The sequence below is a fragment of the Streptomyces sp. NBC_00028 genome (assembly GCF_045041065.1).
GTDB lineage: Bacteria > Actinomycetota > Actinomycetes > Streptomycetales > Streptomycetaceae > Streptomyces.
On record NZ_CP108293.1, the window covers coordinates 492,385 to 508,569 of the forward strand.

General features: G+C 72.0%; 10 protein-coding genes and 1 pseudogene. 3 read left to right on the forward strand and 8 right to left on the reverse strand.

The genetic code is table 11. From position 1 onward, the window contains the following. Positions 1-28: 28 nt before the first annotated feature. Positions 29-3,193, forward strand: a complete 3,165-nt coding sequence (locus tag OG885_RS02280) for a CHAT domain-containing protein (protein WP_405725088.1) — start codon at positions 29-31, stop codon at positions 3,191-3,193. A gap of 21 nt (positions 3,194-3,214) precedes the next feature. Here OG885_RS02280 and OG885_RS02285 read toward each other — a convergent pair whose 3' ends face one another. From OG885_RS02285 to OG885_RS02310, 6 genes and pseudogenes are all read right to left on the reverse strand, one after another. Further along, positions 3,215-4,897 carry a CATRA conflict system CASPASE/TPR repeat-associated protein gene (locus tag OG885_RS02285; protein ID WP_405725091.1) on the reverse strand — a complete coding sequence of 561 codons (1,683 nt, stop codon included), beginning with the start codon at positions 4,895-4,897 and terminating at the stop codon, positions 3,215-3,217. Then, positions 4,869-5,252, reverse strand: a complete 384-nt coding sequence (locus OG885_RS02290) for a CATRA system-associated protein (RefSeq protein WP_405725094.1) — start codon at positions 5,250-5,252, stop codon at positions 4,869-4,871. Before OG885_RS02290 ends, OG885_RS02285 begins: the two co-directional genes overlap by 29 nt. Before the next feature lie 324 nt (positions 5,253-5,576). Then, on the reverse strand, positions 5,577-6,131 hold the full coding sequence (locus OG885_RS02295; RefSeq protein ID WP_405725097.1) for a Pycsar system effector family protein: 555 nt from the start codon (positions 6,129-6,131) through the stop codon (positions 5,577-5,579). A 284-nt stretch (positions 6,132-6,415) separates the two neighbouring features. Beyond that, on the reverse strand, positions 6,416-7,594 hold the full coding sequence (locus OG885_RS02300) for a hypothetical protein (RefSeq protein WP_405725100.1): 1,179 nt from the start codon (positions 7,592-7,594) through the stop codon (positions 6,416-6,418). A gap of 92 nt (positions 7,595-7,686) precedes the next feature. Continuing rightward, positions 7,687-8,430 (reverse strand): annotated as a pseudogene (locus OG885_RS02305) (delta-60 repeat domain-containing protein); the annotation flags it as partial. Positions 8,431-8,713: 283 nt separating this feature from the next. Next, the gene (locus OG885_RS02310; RefSeq protein WP_405725103.1) at positions 8,714-9,127 is read right to left on the reverse strand and encodes a hypothetical protein; all 414 of its coding nucleotides are present in this window, start codon (positions 9,125-9,127) and stop codon (positions 8,714-8,716) included. A gap of 371 nt (positions 9,128-9,498) precedes the next feature. Between OG885_RS02310 and OG885_RS02315 the strand changes: the two genes are divergently transcribed. Both OG885_RS02315 and OG885_RS02320 read left to right on the forward strand, forming a co-directional pair. Continuing rightward, entirely contained in the window at positions 9,499-10,581 is a 1,083-nt protein-coding gene (locus tag OG885_RS02315) for a hypothetical protein (RefSeq protein WP_405725106.1), read from the forward strand. A 3-nt stretch (positions 10,582-10,584) separates the two neighbouring features. Further along, positions 10,585-14,541: a helix-turn-helix domain-containing protein gene (locus OG885_RS02320; protein ID WP_405725109.1), complete on the forward strand. Its 3,957-nt coding sequence runs from the start codon at positions 10,585-10,587 to the stop codon at positions 14,539-14,541. 9 nt (positions 14,542-14,550) lie between these two features. Here OG885_RS02320 and OG885_RS02325 read toward each other — a convergent pair whose 3' ends face one another. Next, on the reverse strand, positions 14,551-14,889 hold the full coding sequence (locus OG885_RS02325; protein WP_405725110.1) for a thioredoxin family protein: 339 nt from the start codon (positions 14,887-14,889) through the stop codon (positions 14,551-14,553). Positions 14,890-14,982: 93 nt separating this feature from the next. Then, positions 14,983-16,122, reverse strand: a complete 1,140-nt coding sequence (locus OG885_RS02330) for a helix-turn-helix domain-containing protein (protein ID WP_405725113.1) — start codon at positions 16,120-16,122, stop codon at positions 14,983-14,985. Positions 16,123-16,185: the final 63 nt, after the last annotated feature.

A 16,185-nucleotide genomic window follows, 5' to 3' on the forward strand; every position in this document is an offset into this window, starting at 1 on the left:
ACGGTGCGGACGGCCACAGGGGCGTCGGATGCCGTCTGACAGAGGCGAAGGCTCGCAGGACACGGCCCGCGCGCTCTACGAGGAGGGCGTCGCCGTTCTGGAGGAGGCCCGTCGGCTGCGTGACGAGCGTCTGCTGTCACGCGCCGTAGGACTGCTGCGGCGCTGCGCGGACACGGCGGACACGCGTGTCGCCGCGCTGTCTGCGCTGGATGTGGCGTTGAAGACCCTTTACTCCTGGACCGGGGAGCTCACCGACCTGCACGGCGCGACAGCGGCCGGACGAGCGGCGCTCGACGCCCGTGGCGGGAGCCATCCGGACCGGGCGGCTGCCATGGTGAACCTCGCCGACTCATTGCGCGTACTGGCCGAACGGACCGGGGACGACGACGCGTTGGACGAGGCGATACGGCTGGGTGAGGCCGTGGACGCGCAGGGGCACACCGATCCGTTGCTGCGCGTCGTGACCCTCAACAACCTCGGATTGTGCCTGCGGGTGCGGTTCGAGGCCGGCGGCGACCTCGCGGACGTCCGGCGCGCCGCCGACTTCGGGCAGCGGGCGGTGGACGCGATGCCGGACCAGTACGCCGATGCCGCGTCCGTGCTGTCGAACCTCGCCGGCACCCATCAGACGTGGTTCGAGCGCAGCCACGAGCGCTCGGCCCTGGACCGGGCCGTGGAGTTGGGCCGTCGAGCGGCGAAGGCCGCGCCCGATGGGCATCCGTCCCGGGCGAGCATCCTGTCGAACCTCGGAACGGCGTTGCAGATCCGCTGCGAGGCCACCGGTGACAGCGCCGATCTGCGGGCGGCCATCGAGACGGGCGGCGCCGCCGTGCGGGCCACGCACCCGCACGATCCGGCGCTGCCGGCCAGGCTCGCCAACCTCGGTACCGCGCACGTGACCCGGTTCGGCCTCAGCGGCGATCCCGAGGATCTCGACCACGCGGTCCGGCTGTTGGAGAGGGCGATCGAGGCCACCGAGGCCGATGACCCGGCCCTGGCGGGTCGGCTCGCCAATCTGAGTGTGGCGGCCCGGCTGCGTTTCGACGGGCGCGGGAGCACAGCCGATCTCGACCTGTCCGTCAGCGCCGCACGGCGGGCCGTTGGGGAGTGCCGTTCCGGCCGCCAGGGCCTGGCCGGGCACCTGTCCAACCTCGGCGCGGCGCTGCGGGCGCGCTTCCGGTCGAGCCGGGATGCTGCCGACGCCGAGGAGTCCGCGGCGGCCTTCCGTCAGGCCCTGGACCTGAGTCCCGCCGACCACCCGCGGCGTGCGGCCTTTCTGTCCAACCTCGGCGGTGTCCTCTACGAGCGGGCCGCGCTCGGCGACGCGGTGACGCTCGGCGATACGGCAGCGCTCGGCGATATGGCAGCGCTCGACGGCGCGGCGACGCTCCGCGATACGGCGCCACTCGACGGTGCGGCAGCGCTCGGCGATACGGCAGCGCTCGACAGCGCGGCGACGCTCCGCGATACGGCACCACTCGACACTGCGGCGTCACTCGACACTGCGGCGACGCTCGACGATACGGCGACGCCGACTCACCACGTGGCCGCCGCGGTGCGCGTCTTCCGCGAGGCCGCCGAGATGCCGACCGCGCAGACCCGGGTGCGGGTGGCCGCGGGTGCCGCCTGGGGGCGTCTCGCGGCCGAACTCGGCGACTGGGACACCGCTGTCGCGGGCCTGCGCCTGACCGTCGGGCTGCTCGGCCTGCGTGCCCCGAGGGAACTGGACAGAGAAGACCAGGAACGGGAGCTGGCCGAGCACACCGCACTCGCCTCGGACGCCGCGGCCTGCGCGATCCGCCTCGGTGACCTTCCGCAGGCGGTGACCCTGCTGGAGCAGGGACGCGGCATCCTGCTCGGCCAGGCACTGGACGCCCGCACCGACCTCACCGACCTGCGCCGCCGCGACGCGGCCCTGGCCGACCGTTTCCGCGAGGTGTGCCGCCATCTGGACAGCCCGGTGCCCGACCCGGGGCAGGCCGACGCCGACGGCACCGCCGTCCAGGAACGCAGGGCCCTGGCCGGCGAGTTCAACGCGGTCCTCGAGGCGATCCGCGCACTGCCGGGTTTCGGGACCTTCCTCGGCCCGCCCTCCTTCAGCGAGTTGGTGCCGCCACCGGGCACCGGGCCCGCGGTCCTGGTCAATCTCAGCGAACTGGGATCCGACGCCCTGATCGTCCACGGCGACCACGCGTCCCGCGTCCCGCTGCCGCTCGCGACACCTGAAGCGGTCCGCGCCCAGGTATCCGTCCTGCTCACCTCGCTGGAGGCCATCCAGGGCGAGGACACCCCCGACCGTGACGCCCGCACACGGCACGAGCAACACATCCTGGGTGTGCTCGACTGGCTGTGGCACGCGGTCACCGGGCCGGTCCTGCGCCGGCTCGGCACACCCGCGACGCCCGATCCCGGCCTGCGCCCACGGGTGTGGTGGGTCCCCACCGGCCTGCTGTCCTTCCTGCCCCTGCACGCCGCGCAGCGCCGCGACACACACGGGGACCCGGGCGAGGGAGGAGCACTCGACCGTGTGGTGTCCTCCTACAGCCCCACCCTGCGCAGCCTGTCGTTCTCCCGTCGCCCGCAACCACCGGGACGCGACCGGCTGCTCATCGTCTCCGCGGCGGCCTCGCCCGGGCATGCCGCCCTGCCCGCCACCCGCCGGGAGACCGCGCGCCTCGAGGCGCTCCCGGTGGCCAAGACACTGCTGGCCCAGAACACCGCCACCCGCGACCGGGTCCTCACCGCGCTGGCGGACCACAACTGGGCGCACTTCGCCTGCCACGCCACGACCGACACCGCCTACCCGTCACGCAGCGCCTTGGTCCTGCACGACCACGACAGCGCGCCGCTGCGGGTGTCGGACATCGTCACGGCCCGGCCCACCGACGCCAAGGTCGCCTATCTCTCGGCCTGTTCGACCGCGCAGGGTGCGGCGCTCCTCCCCGACGAGGGCATCCACATCACCTCGGCGTTCCATCTCGCGGGCTACCGGCACGTGGTCGGCACGCTGTGGCCCGTCGACGACCATCCGGCCGGCCGCATCACCCGCGACTTCTACCGCGGGGCCGGCACCGCCGAAGGACTCTCCGCCGAGTCGGCCGCGTCCGCACTGCACTCAGCCGTACACGCCGCCCGGCGGCGCATGCCCGGACACCCCAGCGTCTGGGCGGCACACGTCCACGTCGGCGCCTGACCCGCGGTGGCGCCCCGCATCTCATGCGGGAATCCACAGCCAGGCATGCTGACGGAACTCCTTCACCTCGACCAGGCGCCGTTCGAAGCGTCGCGCGTCCAGCCCCGGATACCCCTCGCCGACGACGTAGGCGTACAACTGCTCGGAGACCAGCACGGCGAGGTCGATGTCGGGATGCTCGGTCAGGGCACCCCGCAGTACCGCGCTGTTGAGCAGTCGGCTGACGTCCACGATCGTGGACCCGGCGAACCCCAGCGCGGCGATCCCGACCGGCCCGAAGGCCGTGGACATGCGCAGCCGCATACGGTCGCGGTAGCGGTCGTTGTCGGCCACCAGACGTGTCTGCCAGGACAGGAGCAACTGCGGCAGCGCGCGGTGCAGTTCGGCGTCCGCCGGGAGGAAGACGTTCATTCCGTCGCCGGTGTCCTGGTGGTCGGTCTCCTCCATCCGATGGCCCATGTCGCCGAGCACCTCCCGCACCAGGGCGGCGAGCCGCTCCTGCACCCGCGCCTTGTCGGGGGAGGTACGGCTGCTGTAGCGCTCGATGTCCACGGCGAAGCCCATGCGCACGCTGATGCGATCCGGTCGGGGAGGCGGCTCCGGCCGCGGCGGCTCCACGAAGGTGACGTCCTGCCGGGCGAGTCGGCCGAACTCTCGAGCCACCTCTCGCGTTGTCTCCAAGTACTCCGCGTCGTCGCCCAGTTGACTGCCGAGCCACTCGGCGAGCCGCCGGTCGCCGGGGAACGGCTCCGCAAGCGCGTCGGTCATGTTCCCGACGGCTATCTCCACGGTGCGCCTCATCGCGCGTACGTCCCTCAGGGCCGACGTCAGGTCGGCCTCGTCCCGCCGCAGCCGGGCCAGGGCGGTGACATCGGTCGACTCCCGCTCCAGTGCGGCGCGCACTTGTGCGACGTGGCCGTCCGCCCTGTCGATGAGCTCCTTGAGCTGCCCTCCGTCACCCCGAACGCGGGCCTGATAGCGGAGTTTCGCCGCGTGCATCAGATAACGGGCCAGTGGCGGCATCGCCGGATCACCCTGGCTGAACGTCCACGCGCTCAGCTCGGCAGCCCGCGCCGCGGGGGCGAGCACGACGACACGCCGCCCCGCCTGGTCCTCGTCCGGTGACACCTCCCACACGGCCATCGCGTCCCCGGTGCTCCAGCCGCGCTGCCACCAGTACGGGGCGTTCTCCGCGCCGGGCAGCACCGCACGCACCTCGTGGGCGATCACGTCGAGCGGCGGCACGGAGGGCCCGGCGACCTCCGCCTGGTACACCCGTACGACGCCGAGCTGGGCGTCCATACCGCCCGCCGCCAGCTCGTCCCACCATCGGTCGAACTCGACCCAGCCGGGCGGCGACGCGGAGCCGATGCGCAGCCGGCGGGAGGGGGTGTCCAGCGGGGCGGCGAACACCATCGACAGGTTCACGACGTCGTGTTCACGGCGCACCACGGCCTGGTAGTCCGCCGCCCGGTCCTGGATCGCCGCCGCGGCTCGCCCCGGAGCGAGCATGCCGGCGTCCAGCGGCAGGGCGGTGGCCAAGCCGGTGTCCGGAACCTCGTCGATCATGCCGAGGCCGTCCCGGCAGCGGTCCCACACATCGCGGATCTGCCGGTAGGCGGACTTGGCGTGCGGACCGTCGGTCGGTGCGAAGACGTGCACCACGAGTTCCTGGTCAGCGAGCGGGCGTTCCGCTTCCGTCACCGTCACCTCCCGGACCGTCCGTGGAGGCGTCGGCCCGCTCCTCCCGTCGCGTCCCCTCCTGTTGCCCGCCGAGCGCGTGCACCAGGTGGTTGGCCCGGTCGCGGGTCCGCTCCGGTACCGGGATCACCGACTGGGTGCCGATCCTGGTCACCCGCACCGGCCCGGTCAGTTCCAGTTCGGCGGTGGCCTCACGCAGTGCCTCGCCGTCTCCCCGGGCGAGGGCGTCGGCGAGCGAGCCGACGATCGCGTCGACGCGCTCCCAGCGCTGCGGCGCGAGGTGCCACTCGATCAGATCCTGCAGAACGTTGACGGCGTCGTCACGTGCCTCGTCGTCGATCGGAACCCCACCGGCCATGTACGCCCCTCTGTCCGCCGCCCGCGCAGATGCCGACTCAATGTAGCGTCCGCGTGACGCTGTGTCCGCTCGGTCCCGACTCTCCCCGCACCACTCCGCTTCCCGTCCGCGTCGCCCTGCCGCGTGCCCGGTCAGCCATGGCCGACGAGGACCAAGGGGGCCCAGTGGGACGGCAGTTCGGCCTAGCGGGGGTCCAGCACGGCTCGGCTGATGCCCAGGTCGGGCAGTCGTGTAGCCAGTTCCGGGGATCCGGCCCTGAGTTCGGACACGTCGTTCACCCGCACTCCCCCGTTCGCGAGCTCTCGCGACGGCGCCTCGCCTCGCTCACCCCGCCGTCTCAGCCGCGCTCAGAACCGCCGCCACCGCCAGGCCCAGCAGCGCGAAGAGCAGCAGGCCGATGCTGCGGCTGACCCAGCGGAACTTGCGGCGGGCCACGAGAGCGTTGGCCCAGATCTGGTCCACGACGGCGGCCACCAACGCGTCCTCGTCCCGCAGCAACTCGGTCAGCCGGTCGCTGTAGTCGGAATGGCTCGCGGAGTAGGCCCGGCCTATGTGGTCGTAGAAGAGCAGGCTGGTGGGCATGGTGCCGACGGTGAGCTGTTGTCTGGGCCACAGCACCAGCCCCGCGGTGAGCCCTGCCGCCACGGTGCACGCAGCGGACGCCGCCGCCGCGGAGGCGAACCAGACCGAGCGATCGCCGTCACCGTTGACCAGGCTGTACAGGACGCCGGCGACCACTCCGGCCGCCGTGAGAGTCGCGGCGGCCTTCGCCTCCGCGTGTTTGATCCAGTCCCGGATGGTGTCCAGGATCCGCCAGGCGTTGTCCGATCCCGCCTGCTGAGGGACGACGTCCGTCGCCGCCGTGGACTCTCCTGCCATCGCTTGGCTTCCTTCCACACATCGGCTCCGAACAGGTGGCCGGAAAGCCCGCCACCACTCCGGGGCGGACCCGGGCGCCACCAATCGTTTCCAACGAAGGGAGGATTCATACCCTTGACGCACCTCCTCGCGCGCAGGAGGTGGTCGGCCTCTCGCCCGGAACGACGCCTGAAGTGCGATCGCTCTCAGGCGCGAGTGTGATGAGGAGGACCGTGGCAGGCGCCTCGGGCGCTTGTGAGCGCGGCTTCCACCGCTCCCCAGTCGCCGTCGAGTTGCCGCGTTGACTACGGACAGCTGACTGCGGTGTCGCCGGGGCCGGTGGCGCAGGTGTCGGTGCCGGGGCCCCCGTTGAGGGTGTCGGCGCCGTTGCCGCCGGTCAGGATGTCGGTGCCGGCTTCGCCGTTGAGGGTGTCGTTGCCGTTGTCGCCGCTGACCTTGTCGTTGCCGGGGCCGCCGTTCAGGGTGTCGGCACCGTTACCACCGCTGATGGCATCGCTTCCGGATCCGGCGTAGACGATGTCGTTGCCATTGGCCGCGTTGATGTTGTCGTTTCCGCTGAAGGAGCAGATCACGTCATTGCCGGCCCTGCCCGAGAGGTTGTCGGCGCCGGGGGTGCCGAGGATCGTGCAGCCGTGAGCGTTGTTCACCGTGGTGGCCACGCTGTCGGTGTCGTTGCCGGGCGTCGGGTCGGATTCGGTGGCGTCGGCCGTGGCGGTGTCGGAGAGGGCGCCGGTGGCGGTGGGTTCCACCACGACTGTCACGTGGGTGCTCGCGCCGGGGGCGAGCGTGCCCAGTGCACAGGAGGCACCGGTGGCAGTGGTGGTGCAAGTGCCCTGGCCGGGAACGGCTGTCAGCACCCGGCCGGGGCCGGTGAGGGTGTCGGACAGGGTGACGTTCGTGGCCGAGTCAGGGGTGCTCTGGTTGGCCACGGTCACCGTGTAGGAGGCCTGATCACCCAGACTGACCGTGGTCGGCCCCGTCTTGATGACGGCCACGTCCGTCCCGGAAACCTCTGCGGTGCCGACCTCGTAGCGGGCCAGCGCGAAGTCGTTGTTGCCCAGGCCTGCGGCGACGATCTTTCCGTCCGGCTGCCGTGTTACCGCGAGCGCCTGGTCGTTGCCTCCGCCGAAGTCAGTGGTCACTTTGCCATCGGCGCTGAAAGAGGTGTCCAGGCTGCCGTTGGGCGTGTACCGCGCGAGGGCGAAATCGCCGGTGCCGGCCGCACCGGCGGCAACGATCCTCCCGTCGGACTGCAGGACCATCCCGGACGCCCCGTCGTTGGCACCCGTGATCGCTGTGGTCACCTTGCCGTCGGAGTCGAACGTGGCATCGAGGTCGCCCTGGGAGGTGTAGCGGGCCAGCGCGAATCTGCCGCCGCTCAGGCCCGCAGTGACGATCTTGCCGTCGGGCTGCACCGCCACCCCTGACGCACGCTCGCTGGTTTCGCCGAAGTCAGTGGTCACTGTGCCGCCGGTGCCGAAGGAGGTGTCCAGACTGCCGTCGCTGTTGTAACGGGCAGCCCGAAGTCCCCGTCCGGCTGCCCGTCGACGACTGCCTCCCCCGCCGCGATGATCCTGCCGTCGGGCTGCAGTGCCACCGCGACCGCGGCGAAACCAGCACCGAAGCCGGAGATCACCTTTCCGTCGGAATCGAAGGAGGTGTCCAGGCTGCCGTCCGCGTTGTAGCGGGCCAGCGCGAAACTGCTGCCGCTCCGACCTGCCGTGACGATCTTTCCGTCAGCCTGCATCACGACCGCCTGGGCCACGTCGATGTCACCGAAGTCGGTACTCACCTTTCCATCGGTGTCGAAGGAGGTGTCGAGACTGCCGTCGCTGTTGTAACGGGCCAGCCCGAAGTTGAAACCCGGCCCGGTCGCGCCGGCGGCGACGATCTTGCCGTCGGGCTGCAGGGCCACCCCGTGAGCCTCGTCGCCGCCTCCGGTGAAGTCGGTGCTCACCCGCCCGTCGGTGTCGAAGGTGGCATCCAGACTGCCGTCGCCGTTGTAGCGGGCCAGCACGAAGTCGCCGCCGCTCCGGCCGGCAGCGATGATCTTCCCGTCGGGCTGCGACGCCATCGCGAAAGCCACATCGTTGCCACCGAAATCCGTGGTCACCTTTCCGTCGGTGTCGAAGAGGGTGTCCAGGTCGCCCGGTGCCGCCAGCGCGAGGCTGGGGCAGAACACCACGAGCGCAACAGACACGGCCGCCACCACCCCGGCACGGCCACTACCGGGCCGACGCCTGCCCGCGGCACCAGAGGTGCGCTGTGTGCCCCTGAAGAGAGGAATCCACCAGGTCATGGCCGCTCACACTGCCTTCCGCTGTCACGCCGTACTGCGGTCAGTCCGGAGCCGGCATACCTCTCGGTCCCCTCGCGCCCGGGGCCGGTCCCCGGACGTACGGCGCACGCAGCCGACCGGGCTCAGCCCACAGCCTTTCCCCTCACCGTCGACGGCGCTCCTCGGGTTCCGCCAAGTGGTGCTGCGCCAAGGCAGTACTTGCCTGCGAAGCACGTGCCGCCTGAACCGACCGGGTTCCCGGCGCGGTCCGCGCGCGGGAACCCGGGGTGTGCCGGATCAGGGATCAGCGGTAGCAGTAGGCGGTCTCGCTGGTCGCCCCGATGGTGGTCCTGACGAAGTAGCCGACGCTGTCGGCGCCGCCCTTCACCTTGGCCGGTACGGTGAACGACACGGTCCTGCTGCGCTGGTCCACGGGGGAGCTGCTCGCCACGGCGAGGTCCTTGGTGCCGGCGAACGTGGTGACGTACAGGGCCGTCGCCCCGGGGCCGCTGTCGTTGACCCGGGCCGTGACGGTCACCGACTGGTTGTGGAAGGTGACCGAGATGTGGTCGGCGCCGCTGGAGGAGTTGCCGACCGCAGGGCAGGACCGGGCCGCCACGGCCGGGAGCGCGGAGGACGGTGCGGCCGCCGTCGCGCCCAGTGCCAGTGCCGACACGGCCGACATGGCCAGAAGCGAGATCGTGTTCTTGCGGATCATGGTTCGTGTTCCTTTCCGGCATGACGATGTGTCACGCATGGGTGAGGGGTTGAGGCCAGGACCGCCAAAAGGCCGCCGCTTGCTGCGGACGACCGCGGTTCGGGCTTGCCACCACCCTGCGGACCAGCGCTGGGCCACCGCCAGAGGCGCCCCGTATTCCTCCCGGTCATTGCCCGGAATACGCGGCTGACCTGCGGCGGAGCGGTCGTGGGGAAAACCCCTTGAGGAGTACGCCGCCCAGCCGGTTGCCGCAGGTGCACGCATGCGGGCGCCATGGGCGCGCTCCCTCGCCCGGCTCTGCGTTCATGCGCCGGGTGAATCCGGCACGTCACCGCACCCGCCGTCGTTCGGGGCGGCCGATGCTCATGGACGTGAAGCAGAAATCCGGCGCTCGCCGCCCGTTCCCCCTGCCCCTCCGTCTGCTCTACCTGCTGTGCCTGCTCCCTGTGCTGGCCCTGCTGCCCCCGTCGACCCCTGCTGCCACCACCCCGGTCCGGGCCGCGCCGTCAGCCCTGCCCGGCGGGAAGACCACCTTTGTCGTCGCCACCGCGAAACTCCACAACGGCACGGTCTACGACAACTGGACACAGCTCGGCTGGTACCGCTTCGACGCGTCGACCGGCCAGGTCCGGGCTGAGACCTTCGTATGGCGGCAGAACGCGCCTGCGGACCAGCTCCGGCGCGAACGGGCCGGGACCCTGCCCGACGCCAAGTGCAGCGGAGGCGTCGGGCAGGTGACCCGCTGCCAGGTCATGACCGCCCCCGGCTACTCGGCCCAGTCTTCGCCCCAGCCCCCCGTGCAGCGCACCGGCGGATACGGTCTGCGGTCGCAGAACGGCACCACCTACCTCGACATCCGCTGGCCCCGAGGCGTCACCGAGACCTGGTCGGTACATCCCCTGTCCTCCCTGGTGCGACTGGAGTGGGTGAGCTCCAACAACAGCACCACGGGATACGCGTACGGCAGCAACGCCCCGATCAGCGAACGGCGCGGGATGGACACCGTGCAGGGGCACGGAACGCTGCCGTACACGAGCACCGGCTGGACCCGGGACACGGTCAAGAAGGAGGAGCACTCGGGGTTCCAGCCCTCGCTCTACCAGCGCTGCCCCACCACCACCTGGTGCCTGACCCACTTCCAGAAGACCAGCACGGTCTGCGACTGCGGCCAGGACCGTCCGGCGACCTCGATCGAGTACTACATCACCCGGGTCAGCAGCAGGGACAGACGAGACACCCAGTGGCACTGGTGCTCCTGTCTGGTGCAGGACCACGGCACCTGTTATGCGGGAAACTCCCACATCAAGCCGCTGCTACAGATCATCGACGACGACCATCGGTTCCGTGGCTACGTGGGAGCCGAGGCGTCGTTCTACCCCTATGAGACGACGGACCACAGCGACCCCCGGCGCCAGGACATGCTCGGTGTGTTCCGGTTCGCCGAAGTGGGGTGACCTGTGGACGACACGGGGGAACCGGCGGCACCGGACTTCGGCGCGAGGATGAGGGCGCTGCGGGAAGCCCGCGGCATGTCGCTCAGCGAACTCGCGGTCGCCGTCAACTACAGCAAGAGCCATTTGTCCAATGTGGAGAACGGACGGAAACGGCCGCACCGGGCCCTGGCCGAACGGCTGGACACCGCGCTCGGGGCCACGGGCGAGCTGACCCGGCTGTGCCCGCAGTCCACGGCACGGCCCGGTCAGCTTCCCGGGCCGTGTCCCTACCGAGGGCTCGCTCCCTTCACCCAGAGCGAGGAGCGCTGGTTCTTCGGCCGTGAGGACGCGACCGGATCACTGCTGGCGAAAGTCCAGGAGGCGGTCCGTGCGGGCCGAGGGACGGTGATACTGCTCGGTGCTTCTGGAGTGGGGAAGTCGTCGCTGGTGAGGGCCGGCCTGCTGCCCCGCCTGGCGGAGCAGGCGGCCGGGCTGCCTGCCGAGGAAGCGGCCCTCACCCCGGTCGTGGTCACGCCGACCGCACGGCCCGTCGAGCAGCTGGCGGCCGCGCTCGCGGAACCGTTGGGGCGCCCGTCCGCGGACCTGGCCGACGTACTCGCCGCGGGTCGTTTTCCCGAGGGCGGCGAGAAGCTGCTGCTCGTCGTGGACCAGTGGGAGGAGGTGTTCGCGCTGTGCGCCGACGCCGCGCAGCGCGCCGCGTATGTGACGGCGGTGTGCCGGGCGCCGTTCGCCGTCCTGGCGGTGCGCGCCGACTTCTACGACCGGTGCCTGGCCCATCCTGATCTCGCGAAGGCGCTGGCGGAAGGGTCGGTGCCGCTGGGCGCGATGTCACGCGCGCAACTGCTGCGGGCCGTGCAGCGGCCCGCCGAACTCGCGCGACTGCGCGTGGAGCCGGAACTGGTCCGGCGGCTGCTGGAGGATCTCGACCCCACCGGCCGCGGCTGGGAGCCGAGCAGTCTGCCCCTGCTGTCCCATGCGCTGTTGACGACGTGGCAGCACCGCACCGGCCCTGACCTGACCGTGCAGGGCTATGAGAAGGGCGGCGGCCTGCGCCGCGCGATCGCCGAGAGCGCGGAGGCGGTCTACCAGGAGCTGTCCGCGACCGAGCGGGAGAGCGCACGGCACCTGCTGCTGGAACTGGTGCAGGTGGGAGAGCAAGGAGCGGACACTCGCCGCCGGTCCCGGCTGGACCGGCTGGCGCCCGGGCAACGGGCCGTGGCCGAAGCGTTCACCCGGGCGCGGCTGTTGACCTGCCAGGACGCGACGGTCGAGCTGAGCCACGAGGCGGTGCTGTGGGCCTGGCCCCGCCTCGCGGGCTGGATCGACGCCGACCGTGCGGGGCTGCGGCTTCGCCAACGCATCACGGACGGGGCGCTGGCCTGGGAACGGGCGGGGCGGGCGGAGGAACTGCTGCTGCAGGGTGCCGCACTGACGCTGGCCTGCCAGTGGGCCACCGACCACCCCGGGCCCGAGGCGCTGCCGGCCCGGGACCGGGCCTATCTGAAGGCTTCGGGGCATGCCGCGCAACGTGGGGTCCGCCGACTGCGACGACTGCTGGTGGCCTTGGCCGGCGTGACGGCACTCGCGGTACTGGCGAGTGTGCTGGCCGGGTTCGGCCTGGCGCGCGCCCGCGAGGAAACCACGAAGGCCCGGGCCGGGCAGGCGGCCGCGGTCGCGGACCGATTGCTGGCCACCGACCCGGGACGGGCGGCAGCGCTGGCGGTCGCCGCACACCGCTACGCACCGGATTCCCAGGCGGCAAAGGAGGCGGTCGCGGCGGCGGCCGGCGTACCGGTGGCCCGTCGTCTGACGGGCGCCGGCGGCAGACGGCTCTCCGCCCTCGCGGTGAGCCGGCCGGCGCAGGGCACGCCGGCGCTGCTCGCGAGCGGAACCGAGGACGGGCTGCTCACCCTGCGCGGCGCGTACGCCGACCACGGCCTGCCGGCCGGCGGGCCCGCATGGCACCACCGGATCGGACACGGCACCGCGACCGCGGTGTACGGACTGGCCTTCAGCAAGGACGGAAGCACCCTGATCGCCGGGACCGGCGATCAGGTACGGCTGTGGCAGGTGAGGCACCGACCACAGCCGCACCTCGCTGACGGCAGGGTGCTGTGGCGGGCCCCCGAGCGGTACCGGGGCGCTGTGAGCGATCTGCGGCTGTCCCCCGACGGCACGGCCCTGGCGGCGGCAGTGACACATCCCGCGGGTGGATACGTCCTGGTGTGGGACTGCGACGCCCATGGTCCGCGAGGCGGCCCGGTGAGCACCCTCAGGCTGCCGAACCCCAACCCGAAAAGCCGGACTCCGTCCAAGGACAGGCAGAAGTACGGCAACCCTTACGCCGTCGCCTTCTCCGCCACCGGACGGCTCCTCTCCGCGGCCGGCTCCCACCGCGGTTCCACCGGACGGGATCGAGGGATCGCCGCCGTGTGGCGGCGCCCAGCGGACGTGGGAGGGGCCGGCTTCGTCCTGCACGGGACGCTGCGTCTGAGAACCAGTGCGCCCGAGGCCACCCTCTCACCGGACGGAAAGCGGCTGGCCGTGTCCGTCGGCGACGGCTCCCTGCGCATCTGCCCCGTGGCCGGACTGCGAGAACCCTTCGTCTGCGAGGGAGCCGTCGACGCGCCGCGCCTGGGCGAGTACGCGGCGGGCATGGCCTACAGCCCCGACGGCAGGCTCCTGGCGGAGGCCGACCACAACGGCCCGGTCCGGCTGCGCGACGGGCTCACCGGGCGACCGCTGCTCACCCTGCCCCATCCGGGCAGCCTCGTCTCTCTCGCGTTCTCCCCCACCGGCGACCTGCTGCTGGCAGGCGCCGCCCGCAGCGACGAGATCAGCGCCTGGAGACTGCCCCTCGACACTCTGCTCGGGCACACCGCACCGGTTGTGGCATCGGCCATGCCCGCGACCGGGACGTGGCTGGCCACCGCCGACCGGCACACCGTGCGGCTGTGGGACACAAGCAGCCACGAGACGCGCCCCGTCGCCGAACTGCGTCCCGCCGACCACCTGTCGGCCACGGGGGAGGTGACCGCCCTGGCCACCGACCGCGAAGGCGCCCGGCTGGCCGTGGCGACGAGCGACAACGTGGTCCTGCTCTATGCCGTCTTCGGCCGTGCCCGCCTCCGCTACCTCGGTACGGCCGGACAGTTCTCCACGCTGCGTCCGGTGTACTCGGTGGCCCTCTCCCCCAGCGGCGACCGGCTCGCCTTCGGCAACGACGAGAAGGGCGTCCAACTGTTTGACGTACCTCGGACGCCGGGTGAGCGCCTGCCTGCTCCCCTCGCCCGTCTCACGCTCGCCCCCGCCGACCGAAGCCATGTGCTGTCGCTTGCCTTCTCCTCCGGCGGGGACCGCCTCGTGGGAGGCACCGAGCGGGGTGGACTGGCCGTGTGGAACACCCGGCGGGCGACCACCACCGAAAAGGCGAGGTCCGGTGGGGGCCCGAGCACTCCCGCGCTGCACGTCCTGTCGGCCCACGCAGACGGGGTCACCTCGGTGGCCCTCCTCGGCACGTCAGGATCCCGCCTGGCCACCGGCGACCAGCAGGGCACCGTGAGGCTCTGGCGCTGGAACGAGTCCGCGACGCTGCCCCTGTCCCCGGCGGGCGACGCGACAGCCGTGCACACCGGCGCCGTCACCGCGCTCACGGCCACCCGTGACGGCACCCGCGCGGCCAGCTCCTCCACGGACGGCTCCGCCCTCGTGTGGGACACCACCACAGGCGTTCCGCGCATCCGCTACCGGCTCGACGTCCAGGACGAGTCGCTCACCTCGGCCCGCCTCGCCCCGGCCGGCGACGACCTGTGGACCACGGGCACGGCCACCGCCCGCCGCTGGCCCACCTCCTACGCCGCCGCCAGGACGACACTGTGCCAGATCCTGGGCGAGACCGGCCTACATCCCACGGACGCCCGCCTGTTGCCGCGTGCCGGGACGGCAAGCGCGTGCGGCTGACCGGGACGCTCAGAGGTGGCCGTCCAAGAGGTTCCGCACCTCGGCGAGGGTCATGGGCCCGGTGCCGTGCGCCACTGCCTCGCCCTCCTTCAGCAGGACGCAGGACGGGGCTCCGGTGATCCCGTAGCGCTCGGTCGCCGCCGGACAGCGCGTGATGTCGGTGCGGACGACCGTCAGGCGGCCGGTGTGGTCGTCGGCGATGGCACCCACGACGAGGTCCATCGCCCGGCAGGGCTCGATGGCCTTGGGCCACGTCCCGATGAAGTAGGCGAGGACCGGAACCCCGCTCATCCGGAGGATGAAGTCGAACTCCGCGTCCTCACGGGGTCGGTGCACCCGCGTCGCCATGCAATCCCCTGGTCTCACGTTCCGTCATGCCACCCCCATCATCCCTTGCGGAACGAGCCACGGTTCCGCGTCCGCGGGTGGCGGACGTGCCCGTCAGCTGTGCCGAAGACCGACCGCCAGCGTCAGTTCGAGGACCCGCTGCGGCGATGCGAGATCCGGGAACAGCTCCCGCAGCTGTGACATCCGGTACCGGACGGTCTGCGGGTGGACGAACAGCGCCGCCGCCACCTCGTCCCGTCTGCCCTGGTGCAGCAGCCACTCCCGCAGTGTCTCCTCCAGGCGCCGGGCGGTCGCGGGGGGCAGGGTCCGCAGCGGTGCGAGGGCTCGGGCGCGCAGGTCGGCGTACGCGTCCACGTCGGCGCTCAGCACCAGCTCGGGCAGGTGGTCCTCGGTGTCGTGGATGTCGGAGGAGAGGGAGCGTGCGCGGGCGGCTCGTGCGTACGAGGCGGAGGCGCGCGTCCAGGGCCGGGGCGGGCCGACCACGGCGGCGCGGTCGGTCAGCTGCCGCAGGAGGTGGGATCGGTCGGCGTCGGGGACGAGCAGCACGCCGGTGGCGTCCGGCAGGTCGTCGAGGACGAGGGTGCTCGGGTCGAGGGTGCGGTAGGCGGGCCGGGCCTGGCCGGCGGGCAGCAGGACCGCGGTCAGCGACAGGGGCGGCTGCCACCCGGCCCGCTGGGCGGAGACCAGCAGCACGTCCGGGCTCGCGCCGGCGAGGAGGTCGCGGGCCAGGTGCTCCAGGTGGCGCTCGTGGTCCCTGCCCCGGGCGGCCAGTTCGTCGGCGTGGCCCGCGGCGCTCGCGGCGGAGAGCTCGTCGATGTAGGCGAAAGTCAGCTCGGCGAACTTGGCGACCTCGGCGGCGGGCAGACCCGCGGGTACGGCACCCGCTGCGAGGCCTCGCCAGGCCACGCGGGCGCCGACGCGGTAGGCGCTGAGCAGGGCGTCCATCGAGCGGCCGTCGCGGACTTCGCCACGGCCCAGTTCGTAGGCCGCGTCGCCGCCGTCGCCGGCGGTGGCGTTCCCGCTGGCGAGGTCCAGGTAGTGGCCCAGGGCGGTGCGGACGGCTCGGCGGATGGTGGCGCCCATGTGGCCCGACAGGGCGTTGGCGTAGGAGGGGACCTCGTCGATGATCGCCTGCACGACTTCGTCGGCGGTGGTCTTCAGCGCGGCCCGAAGCGCGGTGACCGTCGTCTCATCCAGGGCCAGCTCGCTGGCCCTCCGGATTACTTGGCTCACGTTTTTATTCCCTGCGAACAATTCCACCGACCAGATTCACGTCCTTCGGTCAGGACTTTACGC

What these genes read in the sequence shown, in the direction of transcription:
- OG885_RS02280 (WP_405725088.1), top strand. Translation starts at nt 29, where the DNA reads ATGCCGTCTGACAGAGGCGAAGGCTCGCAGGACACGGCCCGCGCGCTC.
- OG885_RS02295 (WP_405725097.1), bottom strand. Translation starts at nt 6,131, where the DNA reads ATGGCAGGAGAGTCCACGGCGGCGACGGACGTCGTCCCTCAGCAGGCG.
- OG885_RS02290 (WP_405725094.1), bottom strand. Translation starts at nt 5,252, where the DNA reads ATGGCCGGTGGGGTTCCGATCGACGACGAGGCACGTGACGACGCCGTC.
- OG885_RS02310 (WP_405725103.1), bottom strand. Translation starts at nt 9,127, where the DNA reads ATGATCCGCAAGAACACGATCTCGCTTCTGGCCATGTCGGCCGTGTCG.
- OG885_RS02325 (WP_405725110.1), bottom strand. Translation starts at nt 14,889, where the DNA reads ATGGCGACGCGGGTGCACCGACCCCGTGAGGACGCGGAGTTCGACTTC.